Here is a 20,447-nt window from a genome sequence, read left to right as displayed (position 1 = left end):
GGGCGGACTCTCCTGATCTAGGCCTGGACCGGCAGCATTGCAAGGGCGGCGCGGATCCGGGCCACCGCCTCGTCCTGCCCGGCCAGGTACACGGTGTGCGAGATGTCGGGGCTGACCTGGGTGCCGGTGATGGCCACGCGCAGCGGCTGGGCCACCTTGCCCATGCCGACGCCGACCGCCGCGGCCGTGTCGTGCAGCGCGGCTCCCACCGATTCAGCCGTCCAGCTGGACAAGGCCGCCAGGCGCTGCGCGGCATCGGCGAGCGGGGCGCGGGCGGCCTCGGTGAGGTGTTTGGCCACCGCCGCGTCGTCGTACTGGCTGAGCGGGTGGAACCACACCGCCGAACGCTCGGCCATGTCGCGCAGGGTCTGCACGCGGTCGCGCAAGGCGATGACGATGTCGGCCGGCGCGGGTCCGCGGGCGAGGTCGTAACCCAGTTCGCGAAGATGCCACGCCAGGTGCTCGCCGACCTTCGCCGGATCGTCGCTCTTCAGGTACTGCTGGTTCAGCCAGCCCAGCTTGGCGGCGTCCAGGCGCGAGGCCTTGGAATTGACGTCCTTGAGGTCGAACAGCCGGGTCATCTCCTCTACCGAGAAGATCTCCTGGTCGCCATGCGACCAGCCCAGCCGCGCCAGGTAGTTCAGCAGCGCATGCGGCAGGTAGCCCGTCTCGCGGTACTGCATGACGTCGGCCGCGCCCGAACGCTTGGACAGCTTTTCGCCTTCCTCGTTGAGGATCATCGGCAGGTGCGCGAAGTGCGGCACCGGCGCGCCCAGCGCGCGGTAGATGTTGATCTGGCGCGGCGTGTTGTTGACGTGGTCGTCGCCACGCACCACGTCGGTGATCGCCATGTCGATGTCGTCGACGACGACCGCGAAGTTGTAGGTGGGGAAGCCGTCGGAACGGAAGATCACCAGGTCGTCGAGTTCGCTGTTGGCGAATTCGATGCGGCCCTTGACCTTGTCCTCCCACACCACGGTCCCGTCGAGCGGGTTCTTGAAGCGGATCACGCGATTGGGATCGTCGCGATGACCGGCGTTGGCCTCGCGGAAGGCGCCGTTGTAGCGCGGCTTGAGCTTGGCGGCGAGCGCGGCCTCGCGCACGGCCTCCAGCTCTTCCTTCGTCTCGTAGGCGTAATACGCGGTGCCGGCGGCGACCATCTGCTCGGCGACTTCGCGGTAACGGTCCAGGCGCTGGGTCTGGTAGATCGGGCCTTCGTCGTAGTCCAGGCCCAGCCAGTCCATCGCCTCGAGGATCGCGTCGACCGCGGCCTGCACGTTGCGCTCCTGGTCGGTGTCCTCGATGCGCAGGACGAACGCCCCGCCGCGGCGGCGGGCCTCCAGCCAGCAGTACAGCGCGGTGCGCGCGCCGCCGATGTGGAGGTAACCGGTGGGGCTGGGAGCGAAGCGGGTACGGCAGGTCATCGTGGGATGGCTTGGACGGCAGGAAACGGCATTTTACCCGTTTGCGCCAACCCCATCCCAATGCGCGCTCCGGCACATCCGGCCACCAGGCCCGCGTCCTACAATCGCGGCATGACGACCCTCTTCATCTCCGACCTGCACCTGGACGCCGAGCGCCCGCAGGTCACGCAGTTGTTCCTCCAGTTCCTGCGCAGGTCCATCGATGAAGGCGGGGCCCGCGGCGCCGATGCCCTGTACATCCTGGGCGACCTGTTCGAGGCCTGGGTGGGCGACGACGATCCTTCCCAGACCGCGGCCGTCGTCGCCGACGAGCTGTCCGCGCTGCGCGCCGCCGGCGTGCCGGTGTATTTCATGCGCGGCAACCGCGATTTCCTGGTGGGCGAGGACTACGCGCGCCGCGCCGGCATGACGATCCTGCCCGACCCCGCCGTCGTCCTGCTCTACGACCGGCCGACACTGCTCATGCACGGCGACCTGCTGTGCACTGCCGACGTGCGCTACCAGCAGTTCCGCGCCCAGGTCCGCAATCCGGCCTGGCAGCAGCAGTTCCTCGCCCAGCCGCTGTCGGCCCGCATCGCCTTCGCCGAACAGGCGCGCGCGGCAAGCAAGGCGCACCAGAGCGGCCTGGCCAGCACGGGAACCATGGAAACCATCACCGACGTCACGCCGGACACCGTCGAGGCGATGCTCGCCCGTTTCGGCATCGACACCCTGATCCACGGCCACACGCATCGTCCGGCGGTGCACGACCTGCGCCTGGGGACCACCGACCATCGCCGCGTGGTGCTGGGCGACTGGTACGACCAGGGCTCGGTGCTGCGGGTTTCTCCCGGCGACCTGGCGCTGGACGCGCTGCCCCTGCCCGCCTGAGCCCCTACTTCGCGACTTCGCCGCAGCCCTTGTAGCTGACGTCGCCGTACAGGAACGTCGCTTCGTATTCGTACGTGTTGTCGGACATGCCGTCGTTGCACTTGCCGGGCGTGAGTCCGAGATGGAAGGCCTTCTCGCCGTCCTGGCCCACGAACACGTAACCAACCAGCGAGGGCACGCGCCGCCCGGTCATGCGACGGCCGTCGGGGTCCTCCGGCGTACTGAATACCAGCGTATCCCCATCCACTCGGGCCTGCCAGAACGGCTCATTGCCAAATCCGCGCCAGGCCTGCAGCGAACGGGGGTCATCGGCGGCGCGCTTGGCCATGGGCGGCGTTCCTGGAGTGGAGGCGGGAGACGGATCCGGGGGTACGGACGGCGTGGTTGCCTTTGCGGCCGGTTGCGGCGTCGAGGGTATCGCCGGCGGTGGCGTCGGTGACCGCGCGCAGGCCGACAACAACAGGCCGGCCAGCAGGAAGACAAGGGCTCGGGTCGTGCGAGGCATGGCGGTCTCCATCAGGGCCCGCGCACGCTATCGCCGACGCCGTCAGCGCGCGGTGATGCGGTCGGCGGCCGACTGTGCCTGCAGGCTGTCCAGTTCTTCGGCGTCGAAACCAGCCTCCAGCCGGGCCTGCAGGTTGAACGGCCCGTGCAGCACCCCGCTCGCATACTGGACCAGCAGCTCGCGGAAACGTCCCCGCGGCTCGACGCCGGCGCGCTCGCAATACCATCGGTACCAGCGCGAACCGGCCGCGACGTGCGCCACTTCCTCGCGCAGGATGACCTCCAGGATATCGGCCGTCGCGTGCTCGCCCAGCGCGCGCAGCTTCGTGATCATCCCCGGCGTCACGTCCAGCCCGCGCGCCTCCAGCACGCGCGGCACCAGCGCCATGCGCGCCAGCCCGTCGTGCGCGGTCTTCTCGGCCATTTCCCACAGGCCGTTGTGCGCGTCGAAATCCCCGTAGCCGCAACCCAGTTCGCGCAGGCGCGCCTGCAGCATGGAAAAGTGCCGGGCCTCGTCGTCGGCGACAGCCACCCAGTCGCGGTAGAACGCGGGCGGCATGCCGCGAAAGCGGTACACCGCGTCCCAGGCCAGGTCGATGGCGTTGAACTCGATGTGCGCGACCGCGTGGATGAAGGCCGCAAGACCCTCGCGCGTGCCGAAACCCCGTCGCGGCAGCTCGCGCGGATGCACGAGCACGGGCCGTGCCGGCCGGCCGGGCATGCCGATGGGTAGAGGTGGCGGCGCGTCGTCGTCGACCGTCAGCGCGCCGGCGGCGAAGGCCCGCGCGGCGGCAAAGCTGTGGTCCAGCTTCTCCTGCGGCGCGCAGGCGTCGATGCAGTAACGAGCGGCATTGAAGAGGCTGGACATGCGAGCGACGGCGACGGACGGCCTGGGATCACGCGCAGGTGACGCGGAGCGCAGCTGACAGGCGACGACGACTCGCGCCGGCGCCCGCCGCACCTGGTTCCCGAAGACGCCTCACGAGGCCCGACGCGTCTTCTTCGCCTCGTCCGATCGCAACTGCTTGATGCGGTCGAAATAGCCTTCCTCGATGCCGGTCACGTAGTTGCCGCTGAAGCAGGACGAGTCGAAGTGCTCCATCCGGTTCTTGGGACCGGACACGGCTTCCTCCAGGTCCGACAGGTCCTGGTAGATCAACCAGTCGCAGCCCAGCAGCTTCTGCACTTCCTCTTCGCTGCGGTCGTGCGCGACCAGTTCCTCGGCCGAGGGCATGTCGATGCCATAGACATTGGGGAAGCGCACCGGCGGCGCGGCCGAAGCCAGGTAGACCTTGCGGGCGCCGGCGTCGCGCGCCATCTGCACGATCTGCTGCGAGGTGGTGCCGCGCACGATCGAGTCGTCGACCAGCAGCACGACGCGGTTCTTGAATTCCAGCGGGATCGGATTGAGCTTGCGGCGCACCGACTTCGCGCGCTGGCCCTGGCCCGGCATGATGAAGGTGCGGCCGACGTAGCGGTTCTTGATGAAGCCCTCGCGATACTTCACCCCGATCACGTTGGCGATTTCCAGCGCGGCATCGCGCGAGGTGTCGGGAATCGGGATCACCGTGTCGATGTCGTGCTCGGGCATCAGGCGCAGGATCTTCTCGCCCAGCTTCTGGCCCATGCGCATGCGCGCCTTGTGCACCGAGATGTTGTCCATCATCGAGTCGGGACGGGCGAAGTAAACGTATTCGAAGATGCACGGCGTGTGCTGCGCCGGCGCCGCGCATTGCTGCGTGAACAGCTCGCCGCGCGCGGTGACCACCACGCATTCGCCGGGCGCCACGTCGCGCATGCGCTCGAACCCCAGCAGGTCCAGCGCCACCGACTCGGAGGCGACCGCGTATTCCTGGGCGCCCTCGCGGCCGACGCGCTTGCCCAGCACCAGGGGGCGGATGCCGTTGGGATCGCGGAACGCCACCAGGCCCAGGCCCAGCACCGCGATCACCACCGCGTAGCCACCGACGCAACGCCGGCTCACGCCTTCCACCGCCTTGAACGCCGCCTGCGGCGTGAGGGCCTTCTGCAGGCCCAGCTCATGCGCGAAGACGTTGAGCAGCACTTCCGAGTCGGACTCGGTGTTGACGTTGCGCAGGTCCTGCTCGAAGACCTCGCGGCGCAGCTTGTCGGTGTTGATCAGGTTGCCGTTGTGCGCCAGCGCGATGCCATAGGGCGAATTGACGTAGAACGGCTGCGCCTCGTCGGAGCCCTCGGAACCTGCGGTCGGATAGCGGCAGTGCCCGATGCCGAAGCGCCCTTGCAGCAGCAGCATCGCGTCTTCGTTGAAGACGTCGCTGACCAGGCCATTGCCCTTGTGCACGCGCATCTTGCCGCCGTCGGCGGTGGCGATGCCGGCGGCGTCCTGGGCCGCGGTGCTGGAGCACGGTGAGTCCGTCGTAGAGTTGCGCGGCGACATCCGTGTTGCCGACGATACCGAGAATGCCGCACATGGCCTTGGATCCTGAAAGAGATTAGGGAACCAGCGACGCATCGGACGTAGTGCCCGTCGCGCCCTGGCTTGAATGCTTGTCCGCCGGCTCCACCGCCGGTCCTGCCGCGCCCGTCTGGTCGCGTTGGGCCACGGCTGCGGCGACGTCCGCGTCCTGCGGCAACGCCGCGAGGTCGGCGATGTCCACGCCGGGTGGCAGCGCCGCCTGCACCGCCCTCGCCTGGTCCTGCAGCTGGTCCTGCAGCGAACCGCCCTGGCCGTCCAGGTCCATCCGCTGCGCCATCCAGTCCGGCACGCCGGCGCGCATCCACGCCGTCATCGGCCCGAGCGCGGCGACGCCCGCCGATTCGCGCCAGACGGGCTCGCGCGGGACCGCGCTCAGCCCCAGCGCCAGCAGCAGCGCGCAGGCCAGCAGCAGGCCACGGGCGGCGCCCAGGCCCAGGCCCAGTGCGCGATCCAGCGGCGTCAGCCCTGCCGAATCGGCCAGTTTGCGCAGCATCCAGCCCGCCAGGGTGACCAGCAGCCACACCAGCAGGAACGCCAGCACGTAGCCGCTCACGCGTTCGCCCCAGCCCGGCGCTGACTCACGGGTCAGCATCGCGCCGATGCCGGCGCCGAACTGGTACGCCGCCAGCCCCGCCAGCAACCAGGCCGCCAGCGAGGCCACCACGCCGATCAACCCGCGCAGCGCGCCCATCACCGTCGAGACGACGATGATCAGCAGCAACACCCAGTCCAGCGCGGTCATGGCTTGAATCTCCAGCGGCGCCGACGCACCCGGTTACGGGTGCGGTTTGACGATGGCGTCGGCGATGCCCAGCTTCGCCGCGACCTGCGCCTTGAGCTGGTCGGCTTCGGCACGGGTGAGCACCGGGCCCACGCGGACGCGGCTGAGCATGCCCTTGTCGGTGCGCACCGATTCGACGAAGGCGCGCAGGCCGGCCGCGCGCGCGCGATCCCGCAGGCGCGCGGCTTCGTCCGCGTTGCCGAACGCACCCAGCTGCACGGCGAAGCCGGTGTTCGCGGCCGCCGGCGCCGCGACCGGCGCGGACGCGGTGGCGGCGGGCTTGGCCGGGACGGGCGCCGGGGCCGCAGGCTTGGCGGGTGCCGGGTTGGCCCTGGGCGGTCGTCGGCTTGGCCGTGGTCGGCTTGGCCGTGGTCGAAGTGGCGGGGCTCGTGGCGGGCGTGCCAGCCGGCTTGACCGGCGGCAGCGCTTCAGCCTTCGGAGCCGCGGGCGCGGTCGCGGGCTCGGGCGTGGAGGCGGACGTCTGCGCGGCGGGCGCGCTTCCGGTCGCCTCGTCGGCGCTCAGCACGACCACCTTGGCGCCGACGTCGTCGCGGACATGCGCGGCGCGCAGGCGCGCGGCCTCGGCGTCGGCCTGGGTGGTGAACGGGCCGATGCGCACGCGATGCAGGCTGCGTCCCTTGTCCGAGACCGGTTCCTGGTAACCGGGCAACTGCGAGGCCACCAGCGCCTGGACCACCTTCTGGGCGTCGCCGGCGGTGGCGTAACGGCCGAAGCTGACGGCGTAGTCGCCCCCCCGCCGTGGCGGCCGGCATCATGCCTTCGCTGCTGACGGGCGTATCGGGATTGGCAGCGTCACTGGCATCCATTCCCACCACGCCACTGGCCGGCGCGCTGCCGGGCCCGATCAGGGGAAGTTCCTGGGTCTTGACCCCGTCGGCGGCAAACTCGCCCTGGGGCGCGGCCGGCAATTCGAGCGGGACATCGGACACCCCGCTCTGCGGGGCCGGCCCCTTCACCAGCATCGGCAGGAAAATCACCGCCAGCGCCACCAGCACGACTGCACCGACCACACGCTGCTTCAAGGCGGGTTCCATCGATCTGCGTACCTCGGGGGGAATGCGCGCGAATTATACGGCCCTACCCGGCGCGCCGGCACCGATGATTGATGAACACGAGGCGGCGCGTACGGACTGCGTCGCGCGGGCCCCAGGGGGCTGGATGGCGCTATCCGGCGTCCGCGCGCCGCCGCTTGCCTGAACTTGCGTTCATGCGAATGCGCCACGCCGCGATGAAACCGCCCTTGCGCGCACGCGCCCGGACAGGCCTTCGCAGCCCGCCGTCACCCCGTTCCCAACTCGCGCAGCGCCGTCGCCGCGGTATGGAACGAGCCCAGCACCAGGACCCGATCTCCCGCGCGGGCACCCGCCCGTGCAGCCGCCAGCGCCTGCGCCACGTCCGGGTGGCGCAGTCCGTCCGCGGCGGCCGTTCCGGCCAGGCGCCCGGCGAACTCGTCGACCGGCAGGCCCCGCGGCGCGGCTTCCTCCAGTCCCGCCAGGTGCCAGCCGTCCACTTGCGCCGCCAGCGCGTCGACCACGCCGCCCGCGTCCTTGTCGGCGAGGGCCGCGAACACGGCCAGGGTCCGTCCCGCGACGGGCGCCGAGCGCAGGAAGTCGGCCAGGGCGCGCGCGGCCTGGGGGTTGTGGCCCACATCGACCAGGATGTCGATGCCCTCGCGCTCGAACCGCTGCAGCCGCGCGGCGACATTGGCCTGGGCCACGCCCTGCGCAACCGCGGCCGCCGGCACCGTGCGGCCCAGCGCGCGCAGCGCGGCGATGGCCGTGGCCGCGTTGCGCAGCTGCGCGGGCGCCGCCAGCGCCGGGCGCGGCAACTGGAGTGCGAAATTCAGCTCCCGCCAGCGCCAGGTATCGGCGTCGACGGGTTCGAAGAAGAAGTCGCAGCCCGCGCGGATGGCCGAGGCGCCGATGGCGTAGGCGTGGCGCAGCACGCTGGCCGGGGGGTCGTCGTCGCCCAGCACCAGCGGTTTCCAGGCCCGCGCGATGCCGGCCTTCTCGAAACCGATCGCCTCCCGGTCCTCGCCCAGCCAGTCCTGGTGGTCCAGGTCCACGGTCGTGATCACGGCGACATCGGGATCGACCAGGTTGGTCGCATCCAGGCGCCCGCCCAGCCCGACCTCCAGGATCGCCAGATCCAGCCGGCTGCGCTGGAACAGCCACAGCGCCGCGAGCGTGCCGTACTCGAAATAGGTCAGCAGCGTGTCGCCGCGCGCGGCTTCGATCGCCTCGAAGGCCGCGACCAGTCGTTCATCGGTGGCATCGATGCCGTCGATCCGCACGCGTTCGTTGTAGGCCAGCAGGTGCGGCGAGGTGTACGCGCCGACCCGCCAGCCCGCCGCACGCGCGATGGCCTCGATGAAGGCCACCGTCGACCCCTTGCCGTTGGTGCCGGCGACGGTGATCACCTTCTTCGCCGGTCGCTCCAGCGCCAGCCGCGTGGCGACGGCGCGCACGCGGTCCAGGCCCATGTCGATGGTCTTGGGATGTTGGCGCTCGATGTACTCGAGCCAGTCGGAAAGCGTGCGGGGCATGCGCACATTGTAGAACCCGCATCGCGACATGCGGCTGGCCGGGCGGCGCCACGCGCGGCGGCGGGCCCGGCCACGGCCGATCTCACAGCGCCCGATGCACCGCCTCGCCGAACAGGGCCGTGTGGTGGCTGCAATCGTTCAGCCGGACCACGTCGAGGTGGTCCACGTCGACGCCTTCGAGCAGGTTGAGCGTGGTGGGCGCCTGCCGGAACGACCACAGCTTCGACAGCGGCATCCCGAGGATACGGCACAGCAGCACGCGGTTGACGGCGTCGTGCGCGACGACCAGCAGCGTCTCGTGTGCGCCCAGTCCGTTGCAGGCGCGGGCGAAGGCAGGCCAGGCGCGATCGAGCACGTGCTGGAGCGATTCGCCCTGGGGCATGAGCACCTCGTGCGGGGCATGGCGCCACTGCTGCATCAGCTCGGGGTCGCGGGCGTGGATCTCTTCCGCCAGCAGGCCTTCCCAGGTGCCGTGGGCGATTTCCATCAGGCCCTCGTCGAGCGTGAGCATGGCGGCGCGTTCTTCGCCGAGCGCGAGCCGCGCTGTATGGGCGGCGCGCGCGAGCGGCGATGCGACGGCCCGGTCGATGCGCACGTCGCCCAGGCGTTCGCCCAGCGCGCGCGCCTGCACTTCGCCGATCGGCGAAAGGGGAATGTCTTCCTGTCCCTGGTAGCGGCCTTCGGCATTCCAGGGGGTTTCGCCGTGGCGGGCGAGGAGGATTTTCATGGGGTGGATTCTTTGTCGGAAAATTCGTGGGTGAACGGGCCACCGGAACGGGACCATCGAAGTCGGCAACCCGGACAAGGCATGCGCGAGCGGGAACGGATGCGGGAAACGGTTTGCGCGCCAGGGCACGCGCCCCGCTTCCCGGCCCCGCTCCCTCAAACCTGCTGCAGCGACAACACTCCCGGCGTCTTGCGCAGCTCCGCCAGCTGCGCATCGCTCAGCGGCTGGTCGACGGTGATGGCCGCGCGTGCCTGGCCATCGCCGGCGGCGCCCAGGGCGAAGTTGACGATGTTGATGCCGGCCGAACCCAGCTGCGAACCCACCGTGCCGATCATGCCGGGACGGTCTTCGTTGCGCAGCAGCAGCACGTGCGCCTGCGGATCGAATTCGATCTCCACGCCATCCAGCCGCACGACGCGCGGCCCGCGGTGCAGCGTCGCCTCGATCTCACGGGTGCGGGTGTCGCCTTCGACGCGGATGCGCAGCAGGCGGTCGAAACCGTCGCCATCGCCACCCACCGTCTCGGCCACCACCAGTCCGCGCGCGGCCGCCTCCTGCAGGGCGTTCACCGGCGTGACGCGGCCCGAATGCGTGCCCAGCAGCGCGGCCACCAGCAGGCGGGTCAGCGGGCGTGTGTCGAGCGCCTGCGTGCGACCGGCGTAGGTGATGGTCAGGCGCGTGGGCGCATCCACCAGGCGCGAGGCCAGGCGGCCCAGCGACGACATCAGCGGCATCCACGGCCCCACCTCGCGCGCGGCCTCGGCCGTGAGCGGCGGCAGGTTGACGCAGCCGGCCACCGCGCCGGTCTGCGTGAAGTCGATGATCTGCCGCGCCAGGATCGTGCTGACCGCCTGCTGCGCCTCGCTGGTCGACGCGCCCAGGTGCGGGGTGAGGATCAGCCGCGGATGCGCGCGCAGCGGCGAGTCGCTCTGCAGTGGCTCGGTCGCGAAGGTGTCGAGCGCGGCGCCGGCCAGGTGGCCTTCATCGAGCAGGCGCAGCAGCGCGGTTTCATCGACCAGGCCGCCGCGCGCGGCGTTGATCACGTAGGCGCCCTTCTTCATGGCGCGCATGCGCTCCTCGGAGAGCAGGTTGGTGGTCTCCTTGGTGCGGGGAATATGCAGGGTGACGATGTCCGCCCAGGCCAGCAGCTCGTCGAGCGTCTTGAGCGGCACGCTGCCCTTGCCCGCGGCCGACGCCGGCAGGAAGGGGTCGTGCGCAGCCACTTCCATGCCGATGCCCTGCGCCTTGCGGGCCACCGTGCCGCCGATGCGGCCCAGGCCGATCACGCCCAGCTTCTTGCCTTCCAGTTCGAACCCGGTCAGGCCCGCCTTCGGCCACTCGCCGGCTTTCATGCCGGCGTCGGCGCGCGGAATGTGGCGCGCCAGCGCGAACAGCAGCGAGATCGCGTGTTCGGCCGCCGCCAGGGTGTTGCCGTCGGGCGCGTTCATCACCGCGATGCCCTTGGCGGTGGCGGCGTCGACGTCGATGGTGTCCACGCCGGCGCCGGCGCGGCCGATCACCTTGAGCTGGGGCACCGCGGCGATCGCCTCGGCCGGCACGCGGGTCGCCGACCGGACGAGCACGGCGTCGACGCCTTCGAGGCGGCGGGCCAGTTCGGCGGGGTCCTTGATCGGGTCGGATTCGACGACCTCCCAGCCCGCGTTGCGGAACAGGGTCAGACCGTCTTCGTGGATGCCATCGCAGGCCAGTACTTTCATCGCAAGCTCCAGGTAGGTGGGAGCGCGGAAAGCCTTGCGAGCCGGCACAGCGTGGACCTGCGGCGTCATCGATGCCCAGTGCACGGCCACGGGGGCCACGGGCGGACGCATGCGCCTTGCGGCGCGAACTACTCACGGGTCGGGAGACGGGGCCGGCTGGCATGGGAATCCGCGACGAGGGCAGCCTAGCACGCGTCCGTCGGGCGCGTGAAGCCGGCCGCGCGCCGGTGCCGCACGCGCGCATTCACGGCCGGGCAATGCGCGACCGGCGGACAGGGGCGCGCGAGCCTCGCGGCGGCGCCACTACCTTTGTGCCGGCCGGCATGGAACCATCGGCGCATTCCCGCACAAGGACATCCAGCATGAGCCATCAGATCACGGGGGCGTTCGACGTGAAGCGCACGGCGACGGAAACCATCGACGCCGGCGGGGAAGCCACCTTCGGCCGCTTCCGCTTCGAGAAGCGCTTCCACGGCGACCTGGACGCCACCAGCGTCGTGGAGATGCTCAGCGCCGGCAATCCGGCCAGCGGGTCGGCCGGTTACGTCGCCGTCGAACACGTCATCGGCACGCTGGCCGGCCTGCAGGGCCGCTTCATGCTGCAGCACAACGGCGTGATGGACGGCGGCGTGGGCAGCCTGGACCTCACCGTCGTGCCCGCCACGGGCACCGACGCGCTGGAGGGCCTGCGCGGCCGCATGAAGATCGACATCGACGATGCCGGCGCGCACTTCTACACCTTCGACTACACGCTGCCCGCGGCCGACGTGGACGGCGAAACGGCATAGCCGACCGGACGCGTGCCTGCCCGGGCTCAGTCCGGCAGGCACACCGTCGGATCCCCCAGCAGGACCATGGCCAGCCGGTCCATGGCCAGCAGCTTCGCCCGCCTGGCGCGCTCCACGTCCGAGCGGTCCTTGACGTCCTTGATCGCGTCGATGTGGTCCAGCAGCAGTCCGGCGACGGCATCGTAATAGCCGTCCAGCGCCATGCCGACGGGCGTGCGCTTTTCCGAATGCAGGGCGTTGAACAGCGGCTCCAGGATCAGCGAGTTCGTCGTGCGCTGACCATGCTCGGGTTCCAGCAGCGTCCAGTCGAAGGTCGGTTCGACATGACCGATGAAGGCACCGATGGGACTGGGCGCGCCCAGCAGCGCGCGCGGCAGCGGCGCCGTGCAGGGTCCGGCCTGCGCCACCGCGTCGAGCATGCGCCCCAGCGACGATTCGCCGTCGGCCATCTGCGTGAACATCGACGGGCTGTCGGCGCCGGCGGAACAGCAGGCATGCGCATACCAGATCGCGCCATTGGGACTCCACTGCCCCAGCAGCGCGGAAGGATCCAGCAGCGCGTGGTTGCGGTCGACAAGCAGGCCCAGGTTCTGCTTCAGCTGCGCGGTGTCGTTGAGCGGAAAGGTGGCGCCGTGGCTGGTGGTCAGCACGAACGCAGGCTGCTGCTCGTGCAGCGCCTCGTACAGCGCCTTCAGTTCGTCCTGGCCGCCGGTGAGCAGGGTCGACTTGAATTGGTACTTGATGAACCCCTGGTGCATCTTGTCGGCAATCGCCGCGCGCATCAGGAAAGTGATGTCCGGGTAGCCGTGGTCCACCGACCAGATCAGGGGCCGCTCGACGTCGCGGGCAAGGCCTTTCCACCCCGCGATGAGCGCATCCACGTAGCGCGACAGCGCGTCATCGTCCAGGTCCAGCCGGCCGACGAAGGAGTCCACCTGCAGGCGGTACTGGAAACGCCAGGGGATCTGTTCCGGCGAACCGACGATGAGCAGGTAGCGCGGCACCGCGTCCTTGCCGATCCCGCGATTGCCGCGCGCCGACAGCGGCACGCCACCGCGGACCGGGTCGTAGCGCAACACCCTGCCGCCCTGCAGGTCCTTGCGATAGCGCAGCACCGGCGAGCCGGGCCGCTGCGCCAGCAGCCGGCGAATGGGTTCGGGCGCATCCACACCGGCGGCCAGGTCGGCAAACGAAAGGCCTGCGCGATCGGGCAGCACCACGCCCCAGCCCACCTCTTCGTGCCGCCAGTCCTTCCGGTCCACGCCGGGTGCCGAATGACCGGCCAGCATCGCCGGCGGCTCGATCGCGCCGAGCAGCGCCCACGCATCGGCCTTGGCGAAGCCACCGGTGGCCGACACGGTTCCGCACCAGGCGTTGGCCTGCAACACCGCGCTATCGGTCGTCGCCATCGAATCGCCCCTCCACGTTGGGCCACAAGGGTCTTGGGACATCCTTGAGCGCGTACTCCATCACGCGCCTGCGATCGTCCGGCTCGAGCTGCTGGCCCGCCGTGGCCAACCAGCGCGCCATCTCCTCGACCTGCACGCGGTACTGCTCGCCCTGCATATGGGATTCGTCGGCGGCGGCTGCCGGTGCCGGCACCGGTATCGGAGCCGGTGGCGTCGATGGCGGCGTGGGTGTCGGCGTGGGCACGGGTGGCGCGGGGACCGGCGCCGGCGCCGGCTGCGCGGCGATGAACACCTGGGCCTCCAGGCCGCGCACGTACAACACCGGCAGGGACCACTCCGGGGAACTGGCGGTCGGCTTGCCGTCGGAGATCGCCGCACGCACGTCGTGCATCAGCGGCGTCCACTCCAGGGTCGTGCTCGTGCTGGCGCCCAGGGCCTTGCCGACCTGCCTGAGCGCCTCGAACGCGCCCGGGTAGAAGGCGCGGGTGAAGTTGTAGGCATCGGAGGCTTCGACCGGCTCGAACATCGCCACCGCCGACGGGAACCCGGCCGCAACCGCCTGGCTTGCCATCGATGACATTCCCGGCACCGGCTTCCCGGTGGAACAGCAGTTGAGCACCAGCAACCAGGCGTTGGGCAGGGAACTGGCCAGCGTGGCCAGGCTTGCCGCGCCGAGGTTGACCGATCCCGCCTCGACACCGCCGGCTTCCGCCAGCAGGTGGTCTCGCGCGGTGGCCAACTCCAGCGACTGCCCCAGCGCATCGGCATGGCCGTGGCAGAAGAAGTGCAGGATGTTCGGCGCCCAGGCGCGGATCTCCTGGGTCAGGAACGTCGCCGAATCCTCGAGCGTGCCCAGTTCGACGTCCAGGTCCGAATCCTTCTTCAGATCCGCTTTCTCATCGTCGATGGCCTTGTACAGATCCGGGTGGCCGGCCAGCACCTTCAACCGGATCCAGGGCGCGTCGCCGTTGGCCGCCACGATCGCGTTGCGCAGCCGCTCCCATTCCTTGTGCTGGTCCTTGATCTTCAACGCCGAGATCACGGCCAGCACCCGCACCCACCGGCCCATCTCCGAAGGCGGACGTGGCGGCGTGTTGACGTCGGCCACGATGCGCGCGATCGGCCAGCGCGTATCCAGCGCGAAGAAGGCATCCTTGGTGTCGCACAAGGCTTCCCAGTTGAAGCCCTCCGCATCGGTGGGCCCCAGTTGCACGAACAACGGGTTGTGAGCGTTGCTCTGGCTGAGGTTGTCCAGCACGCCGCAGATGCCCGTGTGGCTGCGCAGCGCGTCGCGAAGCTTCTGGCCGCGCTTGAGCACGACCTCGTCCTCGCCCGGTGCCGGGAGCGCATCGGCATCCAGGACCAGTCGCTTGTTACCCGGTTCGGCGACGGCAAACGGTGCGCGCACGATCTTGCCGATGAACATGTCGTCCATCGTTTCCACGGCGACGATGGTGCGCTGGCTCATGGCGACTCCTTCGCGTCGTCGGCGGACTGGTAGAGGCCCATCCGCGCGACGCGTTCCAGCACACGCTCGGTGCGCGCCTCCACCGTTGCGTTGTCGATGCTGCTCGAGGCCAGCGGTTCCGAGTCCGGCTGGCCCGCCAGCTCCCGCAAGTTCTGCAAGGAGCCGTGGATCGATTCCAGATTCGTCTGGACACTATCCCCGGCCTCCTCGCCTGTACGCAGCCAGCGTTCCTCATCGGTCTCAGCGTCAGGCACCGCGCTGTCGTCGAGGTTGCGTTCGAGACGGTCCAGTCGCATGTCGATCTCGCCCAGCAGGCGCTCGCGTTCCAGCACGGCCACGGCGTCGCGGATCCGGTTCACCGTGCCCATGGCCGATTGCAGGTCGCGCTCGGCGATGGCAGGGGGCACGACTTCGTCGCGCAGCAGCTTCTGGTACTTGAGCTGCACCTGCTCTGCGACGCGTTCGGTGGCCGCGGTGACACCGGAGATGCTGCGTCCCGCGGAGCCGCCGGCCTGCTCGTTGCTGGCGCTGCGGCCGGACTGACCGGCCACGGCGTTGAATACCGACATGCGCTGGGCATCGTTGCGCACCGACAGCTCCATGCGGACATGCAGGGATTCCTGGAGGCTGTATTCGTCGGGCACGCCCCGGTCTTCGGCCAGCAGGTATGGCTGGCAGTACATGTAGAGCGCCGGCGAGCACGGCGGCGCCTGCGGCTGGGAGGAGTGGATGAAGCAGTACGCGCGCCCCAGCGCCTCGTGCGAGGCGTCCAGCCGCGCGTCGTGCAGCACCATCGGCCCGGGCATCGACTGCGCGATCTCGTCGGCCAGCGCGCGCAGGCCGGCCGGGTTGTGGTTGTCGGTGGGCGAGGAGAACGTCGTCGACCAGGCGCCGACCTGGGTCAGGAAGCACGCCAGTTCGACGGCGCCCACCGGCCCGGCCAGGTAGTTGTCCGTGCGTCCAAGCGGCGACTGCGCCAGCAGCATCGCGCCGTTGCGGCCGGACAGGTGCCCGTGGCAGACGAAGTGCACCACGTCGGTGCTGTAGCCGCGCAGCGTGTCGCGCATCCACAGCAGCCAGGGGGAGCGCAGGCTGCCGCTGCGGTCGTGCAGGCGCGAGGACGGATCCTCGGACACGTAGTTCACGGCGGCTTCCGACGGATGGACGACCAGTCCCGGCCTGTCGCCCAGTTGCCCGCGGACCGCGCGGGCCATTTCCACTTCGGTGAACAGGTGGATCCGCCGCGGCTGCTCGCCCAGGCCATCCAGGATGACCTGGATCGAGTGGATCACTCCCTCCTGGATCGCGTGGTGCTCGCAGTTCAACGGCGCGCTGGCGCAGATGGCGACATCGAGGTCGGCGATGCTCTTGCGCGGCGGCGGGAAGATGAAGTCCGGCAGCATGAGCACCGGGCTCTGCAGCACCTCGATCAGCAGCCGCTCCCAGGGGACGAAACGCAGCGGGCCGTAGGGCTTGACCAGGTGCACCCACAGCGCCGTTTCGTGCCGCGTCGCGTCGCCCGCCAGACTGCGTTGCTGATTGAATGCGTCTGCAACGATCGGCCCCAGTGCATCGGGCAGTCGCGGGGACGTACCGCGTACCCACTTGCTCGGCGCGGTCCCGTCGCCGGGAATGCCGAACTCCTCGATGTCGCCCTGCCAGAGGCGGATGGTCTGCAGTCGCCCGCCGTCGAGGAACTGCAGGCCGCAGGTCACCTGGCCCGCGGCGCCCAGTTCCACCTTGAGCGTGACGATGTCGTTTTCGCGCTTGAGTCGTTCGGCCATGACCGCACGTCCCGTCCGGCTCAACCCGTGGCGATGCTGTACGCCAGCCACCAGGTCGCCGGCTTGCTGATGTCGCCGTGCCCGGTGATCGTCCCGGTCCCTTCCACGCCGACGAGGCGGCCGCCGGCGCCGAAATCGTAAGCCTCGCCCGCCGGCTTGATGCGCACCACCACGGCGTCGGCTTCCTGCGGCCCGAACCCGCCCAGCGCCCCGTAGATGCTCGGCGACTGACCGGCGGCGGCAGGCTGCTCGCCCAGGTCGCTCTTGCGCCGCACGGCAAGATGGAAGGTCTTGCTCAACGCCACGTCGTTGCCGCTGAAGGTCGCCAGCACGGGCCGGTCGATGCGCTGCAGGTTGCCGTGGAAGCCGCCTGCCAGTCCGCTCTCGGGCACCTTCGACGAAAACGCGTACTGCGAGATCGCCGGCTGCAGCAGCAGCGCCGAATGCACCTTGCGCGGCGGCGCCGGCAGGGCGGCGGTCGCGGACATCACCACCTTGCAGCCGAAGGAATGGCCGAGCAGGTGCACCCGCGCCTCGGATTTCCCGAGCAGGTCGCCGAGCAGTTTCGACACGCCACGGCTGCCCACCACGCCGGCGCGGTCCTTCATCTGCCACACGGTGAAAGGCTTGATCAAATTGCGCGGATCGAGCTTGGCAACCAGGTCGCCGAAACCCGCCGCGTCAGGCCCGGCCGCCGCGGCACCGCCGCCACCGACCGTGTCGAAATCCGGCGGCGCCCCCATCTGGTTGGCCGCCGCCAGCAGGTCGTCCGCGCTGGGCGCGCCGCGTTCCAGGCCTTCGTCGTCCGGCGCGAGCACGCTGGCCAGCATGGCGGCCAGTTCCCTGCCTTCGGCCTGCGTCAATGCCGGGCGCTGGACGAGGTCGTAGAAGGCGTCGCGCTGGTCTGCCGGCAACGACTGGGCGATGTCGCCGGCCAATGCGCGTCCGTCGTCCACCTCCGGGGCCGCGGTGGCCGGGTCGCCCGCGCCGGCAAAGCCGGGGCCGGTCTCGCTGTCGAACCAGGCCAGCGCCTGGCTGGGCCAGAAGACCCCGACCAGCAGCGGCTTGTAGCCATCCTTCTTCGGCAGGCCCAGCGTCGTGCGCTGGCCGACGTAGCCGTCGATGAAATCGCTGTAGCGTTTTGTGGCCGTCTCCCAGTCGTTGTTCCAGCCATGGGAGAACAGGAAGATGTCGGTGAAATTCTTCCCCGCGGCGGCATTGAGAAGGTGTTCGCGGGTGGCCGGGCCCTCGCAGCGCCCGTCCTTGTCGAAGGGAATGATGTAGTAGGGAAAGCTCAGCCCTTCGGCGGTCTGGCGCGTCTGGTACGGGCCCACCGGGATCATCTTCGGCATGTCACGCTCCTTGTGTCGGTGGCCGGCGCCGCCGGCAGGAGGCTTCCCGGAGTGCAGGTGCCCTACAGGGCCAAACGGCTGCGAGGCGACCGGGCGGCCAGGCCCTCGCGGGACACGCGCCCGGTGGCATCAGCGACCTGCCCTGCTGATCCACGCCGGCGCACCGGTTCGTCACGCGCCACCGCGGCCGGAGATGGGCGCGCCGTCGCGCGCCTGCAAAGAAAAAGGGCCGGCGATGCCGGCCCTTTTCGCGACGCAGGTGCGCGGGCTTACTTGGCCGTGCGCGCCGACTTGCCCCCGTCGGCCGATTCCAGCTCGGCCATCAGCTTCGGCGCCGGGAAGGCCTCCTGCATGATCCAGCGCATGTAGCGGGCGTCGACCGAGATCATGCGCGTCATCGTCGGGTCGAACACCCAGTTGCTGCTCACCGATTCCCAGTTGCCATCGAAGGCCAGGCCGACCAGTTCGCCGCGCGCGTCCAGCACGGGCGATCCGGAGTTGCCGCCGGTGATGTCCAGGTCGGACAGGAAGTTCACCGGCACCGTGCCCAGGCGCTTGTCCTCCAGGCCGCCGTAACGCTTGGCGGCGATGGCGTCGAGCTGCGCCTTGGGCGCATCGAAGGGCTCTTCGCCGGTCGCCTTCGCCGCGACCTGCTCGAGCAGCGTGAACTCGGGCTGCCGGCTGCCGTCGGCCTTGGTGTAGCCGGTGACGTTGCCGAAGGTGATCCGCAGCGTGCTGTTCGCGTCCGGATACACGAAGCCGCCCTGCGACTTCTTGTAGTCGGCCAGCGCCTGCAGGTAGACCGGACGCGCCACCAGGCTCTCGCCGGCGCGCGTCTTGGTCTGCTCTTCCAGCGTCAGCAGGGTCGGCATGACGGCGCGTGCATAGAGGATGGCCGGATCGGTGCTGGCCTCGAACGCGGCGCGGTCGGCGGCGAACCACTTCAGGCGTTCGTCGAGGTTGCCCAGCGTGCTGCCCGCCAGCGTCGCGACGGCGCGCTGCACGGCCGCCTCGTCGTGGCCGCCCAGCCAGGCGTCGACCGCGGCCACGCGCTGGTTCGCCGGCAGCTTGATGTACTGGCGCAGCCAGTAGGCCTGCAGCTGGCGGTCCATCTCGGCGTGGTAACGGCGCTCCATCTGGCGCAGGCCGCCTTCGAACGCGGGCATGTCACGCTGCTGGTAGCCCTGCTCGCGCTCGGCGTCGGGCTTGGCCTTCTCGAGCGCCAGCCGGTACAGGTCCACCGCGCTGGACACCACGCCCTGGCCGTTGAACTGGCGCAGGAACAGGTCGCGCTCGCGCGTCGCGCGCGCCTGCGCACCCAGCGCCTCGAGCGCACCGTGCGCCTTCAGCGCCGCCTCGCCCGCCGCGCCCTGCCCGTGCAGCCACGCGACCAACGCCGCTTCCTCGGCCTTCTTCTGGCCGGCGGCGTCGATGCGCTTGAAGCCGTCGAGCTGGCCGTCGTAGTTCTTCATCGCGTTCTGCCAGCCGCGCACGGTGCTGGCGTATTTCACCGCGATGTCGGGATTCTTCTGGCCGGCCTGCTCGACCATCGCCACCAGCGCCTTGTAGTGGCCGCCGACGACCGGATAGGTCCAGTCCGCGGTGTCGTCGAACTCGCTGGTCAGCGCGTAGCGCGCGGTACGGCCCGGGTAGCCGGCGACCATCACGAAATCGCCCACGCCCAGCGGCTTGTCGGCCAGCTTCAGCCAGTGCCTGGGCTGGTAAGGCACGTTGTCCGCGGCGAACGCGGCGGGCTTGCCGTCCTTGCCGACGTAGGCGCGGTAGAACGAGAAGTCGCCGGTGTGGCGCGGCCACATCCAGTTGTCGACTTCGCCGCCGTAGTTGCCGATCGCGCCGGGCGGCGCGTAGACCAGGCGCACGTCCTTGATTTCCAGGTTCTTGAACAGGCGGTAGGAGTTGCCGCCCATGAAGCTGTAGACGCGGCAGCGGTAGCCGCCGGGCGCCTCGCACTGGGCGATCAGCTGCTTCTCCAGCGCTTCGGTGGCGCGCGTGCGCGCCAGCGGCGATGCGGCCGACGCGATGGCGGCATTCATCTGCGCGGTGACGTCCTGGATCGACTCCAGCGCATAGATGCGCGCGTTCGGACCGGCCGACAGTTCGTCGCCCTGGGCGGGCGCGATGAAGCCGTCCTTGATCAGGTTCTTCTCGGGCGTCGAGTTGAGCTGGATCGCGCCGTAGGCGCAGTGGTGGTTGGTCACCACCAGGCCTTGCGGGGAGACGAAGCTGGCGGTGCAGCCGCCCAGCGACACCACCGCACCCATCGGGTCACCGGTCAGGTCGGCCAGCTGGCGCGCGTCGAGCTCGAGTCCGGCTTTCCTGAGCGGACCGGCGATCTCCGGCAGTTGCTGCGGCACCCACATGCCTTCGCCGGCATGGACGGTAGTGACGGCACCGAGCGCGGCAACGGCCAGCGCGGCGGCGAGATGGTTCAAACGCATGGGCATCCCCTGAGCACGAAAGCGCCGAGTCTAGCGCGGCCGGCGGCGGCGTCCCTTGCCGCTTTGCATCAATCGGCGCTCAGGTTTCCCAGCGGCCGGATTTCCCGCGGCCGGCCTTCCGTACGCCGGCGCACCGTGC

General features: G+C 70.1%; 14 protein-coding genes and 2 pseudogenes. 2 read left to right on the top strand and 14 right to left on the bottom strand.

What is annotated here, in order from left to right:
- Nucleotides 1-17 precede the first annotated feature (17 nt).
- Complete coding sequence (gene gltX / locus I8J32_RS08910) at nt 18-1,424, bottom strand: glutamate--tRNA ligase (protein ID WP_200611005.1); 1,407 nt, start codon at nt 1,422-1,424, stop codon at nt 18-20.
- 111 nt (nt 1,425-1,535) lie between these two features.
- Here gltX and lpxH point away from each other — a divergent pair, with 111 nt between their 5' ends.
- Complete coding sequence (gene lpxH / locus I8J32_RS08905) at nt 1,536-2,294, top strand: UDP-2,3-diacylglucosamine diphosphatase (protein ID WP_200611004.1); 759 nt, start codon at nt 1,536-1,538, stop codon at nt 2,292-2,294.
- 4 nt (nt 2,295-2,298) lie between these two features.
- Here lpxH and I8J32_RS08900 read toward each other — a convergent pair whose 3' ends face one another.
- The 8 genes and pseudogenes from I8J32_RS08900 to serA all read right to left on the bottom strand — a co-directional run bounded on the left by I8J32_RS08900 (nt 2,299) and on the right by serA (nt 11,048).
- Entirely contained in the window at nt 2,299-2,622 is a 324-nt protein-coding gene (locus tag I8J32_RS08900; RefSeq protein WP_200611002.1) for a COG3650 family protein, read from the bottom strand.
- Between the two features lie 219 nt (nt 2,623-2,841).
- Complete coding sequence (locus I8J32_RS08895; protein ID WP_200611000.1) at nt 2,842-3,666, bottom strand: ferritin-like domain-containing protein; 825 nt, start codon at nt 3,664-3,666, stop codon at nt 2,842-2,844.
- Nucleotides 3,667-3,777: 111 nt separating this feature from the next.
- A pseudogene (gene purF, locus I8J32_RS08890) lies at nt 3,778-5,251 on the bottom strand (amidophosphoribosyltransferase).
- Nucleotides 5,252-5,272: 21 nt separating this feature from the next.
- Nucleotides 5,273-5,998 carry a CvpA family protein gene (locus I8J32_RS08885; RefSeq protein ID WP_200610995.1) on the bottom strand — a complete coding sequence of 242 codons (726 nt, stop codon included), beginning with the start codon at nt 5,996-5,998 and terminating at the stop codon, nt 5,273-5,275.
- 33 nt (nt 5,999-6,031) lie between these two features.
- Nucleotides 6,032-7,092 (bottom strand): annotated as a pseudogene (locus tag I8J32_RS08880) (SPOR domain-containing protein).
- A gap of 245 nt (nt 7,093-7,337) precedes the next feature.
- Nucleotides 7,338-8,603 (bottom strand): bifunctional tetrahydrofolate synthase/dihydrofolate synthase, encoded by a 1,266-nt coding sequence (gene folC, locus I8J32_RS08875; RefSeq protein ID WP_245156277.1) that lies wholly within the window; start codon nt 8,601-8,603, stop codon nt 7,338-7,340.
- A gap of 82 nt (nt 8,604-8,685) precedes the next feature.
- Nucleotides 8,686-9,330 carry a histidine phosphatase family protein gene (locus I8J32_RS08870; RefSeq protein WP_200610989.1) on the bottom strand — a complete coding sequence of 215 codons (645 nt, stop codon included), beginning with the start codon at nt 9,328-9,330 and terminating at the stop codon, nt 8,686-8,688.
- A 155-nt stretch (nt 9,331-9,485) separates the two neighbouring features.
- Nucleotides 9,486-11,048 carry a phosphoglycerate dehydrogenase gene (serA, locus tag I8J32_RS08865; RefSeq protein WP_207526510.1) on the bottom strand — a complete coding sequence of 521 codons (1,563 nt, stop codon included), beginning with the start codon at nt 11,046-11,048 and terminating at the stop codon, nt 9,486-9,488.
- 362 nt (nt 11,049-11,410) lie between these two features.
- Between serA and I8J32_RS08860 the strand changes: the two genes are divergently transcribed.
- Nucleotides 11,411-11,836, top strand: coding sequence for a DUF3224 domain-containing protein (locus tag I8J32_RS08860; RefSeq protein WP_200610985.1), 426 nt, complete (start codon nt 11,411-11,413; stop codon nt 11,834-11,836).
- Nucleotides 11,837-11,862: 26 nt separating this feature from the next.
- On the opposite strand, the gene I8J32_RS08855 is transcribed toward I8J32_RS08860, so the two are convergent.
- The 5 genes from I8J32_RS08855 to I8J32_RS08835 all read right to left on the bottom strand — a co-directional run bounded on the left by I8J32_RS08855 (nt 11,863) and on the right by I8J32_RS08835 (nt 20,308).
- Entirely contained in the window at nt 11,863-13,245 is a 1,383-nt protein-coding gene (locus tag I8J32_RS08855; protein WP_200610982.1) for a hypothetical protein, read from the bottom strand.
- Nucleotides 13,229-14,713, bottom strand: a complete 1,485-nt coding sequence (locus tag I8J32_RS08850; RefSeq protein ID WP_200610980.1) for a CHAT domain-containing protein — start codon at nt 14,711-14,713, stop codon at nt 13,229-13,231. The genes I8J32_RS08855 and I8J32_RS08850 overlap by 17 nt, the downstream gene beginning before the upstream one ends.
- Nucleotides 14,710-16,497 (bottom strand): hypothetical protein, encoded by a 1,788-nt coding sequence (locus I8J32_RS08845; RefSeq protein ID WP_200610978.1) that lies wholly within the window; start codon nt 16,495-16,497, stop codon nt 14,710-14,712. The genes I8J32_RS08850 and I8J32_RS08845 overlap by 4 nt, the downstream gene beginning before the upstream one ends.
- Nucleotides 16,498-16,517: 20 nt before the next feature.
- Entirely contained in the window at nt 16,518-17,849 is a 1,332-nt protein-coding gene (locus tag I8J32_RS08840; RefSeq protein WP_200610975.1) for a hypothetical protein, read from the bottom strand.
- Between the two features lie 269 nt (nt 17,850-18,118).
- Complete coding sequence (locus I8J32_RS08835) at nt 18,119-20,308, bottom strand: S46 family peptidase (RefSeq protein WP_200610972.1); 2,190 nt, start codon at nt 20,306-20,308, stop codon at nt 18,119-18,121.
- Nucleotides 20,309-20,447 lie beyond the last annotated feature (139 nt).

Source organism: Lysobacter solisilvae, assembly GCF_016613535.2.
Classification (GTDB): Bacteria; Pseudomonadota; Gammaproteobacteria; order Xanthomonadales; family Xanthomonadaceae; genus Agrilutibacter; species Agrilutibacter solisilvae.
The sequence above is the reverse complement of the archived record's forward strand: the minus strand, read 5'-3'. Positions and strand labels throughout refer to the sequence as shown.

Excerpts from the sequence above, each read along its gene's own strand:
- gltX (WP_200611005.1), bottom strand. The coding sequence starts at position 1,424 with ATGACCTGCCGTACCCGCTTCGCTCCCAGCCCCACCGGTTACCTCCAC.
- lpxH (WP_200611004.1), top strand. The coding sequence starts at position 1,536 with ATGACGACCCTCTTCATCTCCGACCTGCACCTGGACGCCGAGCGCCCG.
- I8J32_RS08900 (WP_200611002.1), bottom strand. The coding sequence starts at position 2,622 with ATGGCCAAGCGCGCCGCCGATGACCCCCGTTCGCTGCAGGCCTGGCGC.
- I8J32_RS08895 (WP_200611000.1), bottom strand. The coding sequence starts at position 3,666 with ATGTCCAGCCTCTTCAATGCCGCTCGTTACTGCATCGACGCCTGCGCG.
- I8J32_RS08885 (WP_200610995.1), bottom strand. The coding sequence starts at position 5,998 with ATGACCGCGCTGGACTGGGTGTTGCTGCTGATCATCGTCGTCTCGACG.
- folC (WP_245156277.1), bottom strand. The coding sequence starts at position 8,603 with ATGCCCCGCACGCTTTCCGACTGGCTCGAGTACATCGAGCGCCAACAT.
- I8J32_RS08870 (WP_200610989.1), bottom strand. The coding sequence starts at position 9,330 with ATGAAAATCCTCCTCGCCCGCCACGGCGAAACCCCCTGGAATGCCGAA.
- serA (WP_207526510.1), bottom strand. The coding sequence starts at position 11,048 with ATGAAAGTACTGGCCTGCGATGGCATCCACGAAGACGGTCTGACCCTG.
- I8J32_RS08860 (WP_200610985.1), top strand. The coding sequence starts at position 11,411 with ATGAGCCATCAGATCACGGGGGCGTTCGACGTGAAGCGCACGGCGACG.
- I8J32_RS08855 (WP_200610982.1), bottom strand. The coding sequence starts at position 13,245 with ATGGCGACGACCGATAGCGCGGTGTTGCAGGCCAACGCCTGGTGCGGA.
- I8J32_RS08850 (WP_200610980.1), bottom strand. The coding sequence starts at position 14,713 with ATGAGCCAGCGCACCATCGTCGCCGTGGAAACGATGGACGACATGTTC.
- I8J32_RS08845 (WP_200610978.1), bottom strand. The coding sequence starts at position 16,497 with ATGGCCGAACGACTCAAGCGCGAAAACGACATCGTCACGCTCAAGGTG.
- I8J32_RS08840 (WP_200610975.1), bottom strand. The coding sequence starts at position 17,849 with ATGCCGAAGATGATCCCGGTGGGCCCGTACCAGACGCGCCAGACCGCC.
- I8J32_RS08835 (WP_200610972.1), bottom strand. The coding sequence starts at position 20,308 with ATGCGTTTGAACCATCTCGCCGCCGCGCTGGCCGTTGCCGCGCTCGGT.